The sequence below is a fragment of the Mesorhizobium sp. M7A.F.Ca.CA.002.15.2.1 genome (assembly GCF_003998715.1).
GTDB lineage: Bacteria > Pseudomonadota > Alphaproteobacteria > Rhizobiales > Rhizobiaceae > Mesorhizobium > Mesorhizobium ciceri.
Genome location: NZ_RZPI01000774.1, coordinates 1 through 2457, shown reverse-complemented (window position 1 = coordinate 2457; position 2457 = coordinate 1). Strand labels below are relative to the sequence as shown.

The window sequence follows — 2457 nt, the reverse complement described above, 5'->3', positions numbered from 1 at the left end:
ATGCCGGAAAGGGCTGGGGATTGGCGGGCGGTGGCCGGCTTGGGGGCGGCGGCGTGAGACATGGAATTTCCCTGGACGGAATGCCGGCGGGCCGGCGCTTTTCATTTGTTGCGGCGGTCTCGTACCACGGTGGGCCGAAATGGTCATCCCCATGGTCGTCACTTCACGCGAGGCCTTTCAATGCATGGTTTTGTGACGCCGGCTTTTCGCTTTGACAGCGCTGCAAACTGTGGTTAAGGGGACCACTCTTTTATTGACGAGGCTTGCCGTGGCAAAAACCGAACTTGGCACAAAACGTATCGACCCGGAGACGGGCCGAAAATTCTACGACCTGAACAAGGACCCGATCGTCTCGCCCTACACCGGCAAGACCTATCCGCGTTCCTATTTCGAGGAAGGCAAGATTGCCGCTCTCGAGGAGGAAGAGGAAGTGGCCGAGAAGGAAGTGGACGCCGAGGAAGAAGAAGGCGTTGAGGTCGTCTCGCTCGAAGAGGCCGACGAGGACGTCAAGGGCGACGACCTGCCGGATCTTGGCGACGATGAGGACGACGTCGATCTCGGCGACGACGAGGACGACACCTTCCTCGCCGACGAAGAGGAAGAAGATGACGACGTTGCCGACATGATCGGCGTTGGCGACGACGACGACGAGGTCTGATCGGCCTTGAAAGCGGGCGTTTGCGGGCTTTCGTGGTCTGTGAAGAAAAAGCGGCTCTCGAAGGCTTGATATCTGAGAAAGGCGGGGTTAGAAGCCGCCTGCACTAACGGCGCGGTCTCCAACCCGCGCCGGATCTCTTCGCCGGAAACGGCGCCGGTTGACTGCCGGAAGTGGGGCCATAGCTCAGTTGGGAGAGCGCTTGAATGGCATTCAAGAGGTCGTCGGTTCGATCCCGATTGGCTCCACCAAACAGTCCCTCTGCAATTCGCAGCCGATGAATGTGCCGCACTGCGGTCATCTGCGTTTGATGGTCAATTTGACAACGCCGCTGAAAGCCCCTCGATCAAACCGAACGAACGAGCCATTTCTCGAGAGCAACTGCTCGCCGGACAAAGTCTTCATTATTCCTGGAGTGCTTGAAGTCTGAAAGCCAGCCCGGATCACCACTCGGCGAAGGAACCGTCCTTGTGGCGCCAGATCGGGTTGCGCCAGCGGTGGCCTTCCCTGGCGCGTTCCTTGACATAATCCTCGTCGATCTCGACACCCAGGCCCGGGCCGTCGGGAATGGCGACATAACCATCCTCGTAGCGGAAGACATCCTTGTTGGCGGCATAGTCGAGCAGGTCGTTGGCGGCGTTGTAGTGGATGCCGAGGCTCTGCTCCTGGATGAAGCAGTTGTAGCTGACCGCGTCGAGCTGCAGGCACGCGGCAAGCGCGATCGGCCCGAGCGGGCAATGCGGCGCGACCGCGACATCATAGGCTTCCGCCATCGCCGCGATCTTGCGGCATTCTGTGATGCCGCCGGCATGCGACAGGTCGGGCTGGATGATGTCGACGACGCCTTCCTCGAACACGGACTTGAAGTCCCAGCGGCTATAGAGCCGCTCTCCGAGCGCGATCGGTGTCGAGCCAAGCGCGGCGATCTCCTTCAGCGCCTCGCGGTTTTCGCTGAGCACCGGCTCCTCGATGAACATCAGCCTATAGGGTTCGAGTTCCTTGACGAGCGCACGCGCCATCGGCCGGTGCACGCGGCCATGAAAATCGACAGCGATGCCGATGTTGGGCCCGACGGCCTCGCGCACCATGGCGACGCGTTCGACAGCGGCGTCGATCTTGTCATGGCTGTCGACGATCTGCAGTTCTTCGGTACCGTTCATCTTGAGCGCCAGGAAACCGCGCGCAACCATTTCCCTGGCGCCGGCCGCGACCTCCGCCGGGCGGTCGCCGCCGATCCAGGAATAGACCTTGATCGAGTCGCGCAGCTTGCCGCCGAGCAGTTCGTGCACGGGCACGCCGAGCGCCTTGCCCTTGATGTCCCACAGTGCCTGGTCGATGCCGGCAATGGCGCTCATCAGGATCGGGCCGCCGCGGTAGAAACCGCCGCGGTGCATCACCGTCCAGTGGTCCTCGATCAGGCGCGGATCCTTGCCGATGAGATAATCGCCAAGCTCCTTGACCGCCGCCTCGACGGTCAGCGCCCGGCCTTCGACCACCGGCTCGCCCCAGCCGGTGACGCCGGCATCGGTTTCGATCTTCAGGAACAGCCAGCGCGGCGGAACGATGTAGGTGGTGAGCGAGATGATTTTCATGCGCAGTCTCAGTTGCTCTTGAGTTTCTTGGCGCTGACGAGGTCGCGCGCCGCGAGGTCGAGGATCTTGTTTGCCGCGCCACGCGCGGCATCGGCATTGCGCATACGCAGCGCCTCGACCACCTCGCGGTGCGCCGCCACGGCCTCCATGCGCCGGTCGAGCGAAATCACCGCCGTCGCCTCCAGCGAGAATTTCAGCCCGGTGTCGATG

At 62.1% G+C, this 2457-nt stretch carries 2 protein-coding genes, 1 tRNA gene and 1 pseudogene; 2 read left to right on the top strand and 2 right to left on the bottom strand.

Annotated features, from left to right (window positions below):
* Positions 1-268 precede the first annotated feature (268 nt).
* Both ENZ74_RS29070 and ENZ74_RS29065 read left to right on the top strand, forming a co-directional pair.
* Positions 269-658, top strand: coding sequence for a TIGR02300 family protein (locus ENZ74_RS29070; RefSeq protein ID WP_013528180.1), 390 nt, complete (start codon positions 269-271; stop codon positions 656-658).
* Positions 659-830: 172 nt separating this feature from the next.
* Positions 831-906, top strand: a tRNA-Ala gene (locus ENZ74_RS29065).
* A gap of 192 nt (positions 907-1098) precedes the next feature.
* Here ENZ74_RS29065 and dgoD read toward each other — a convergent pair.
* The gene (dgoD, locus tag ENZ74_RS29060) at positions 1099-2247 is read right to left on the bottom strand and encodes a galactonate dehydratase (RefSeq protein ID WP_024501895.1); all 1149 of its coding nucleotides are present in this window, start codon (positions 2245-2247) and stop codon (positions 1099-1101) included.
* 8 nt (positions 2248-2255) lie between these two features.
* Positions 2256-2457: pseudogene (locus ENZ74_RS29055) on the bottom strand (GntR family transcriptional regulator); the annotation flags it as partial.

What these genes read in the sequence shown, in the direction of transcription:
- dgoD (WP_024501895.1), bottom strand. Translation starts at nt 2,247, where the DNA reads ATGAAAATCATCTCGCTCACCACCTACATCGTTCCGCCGCGCTGGCTG.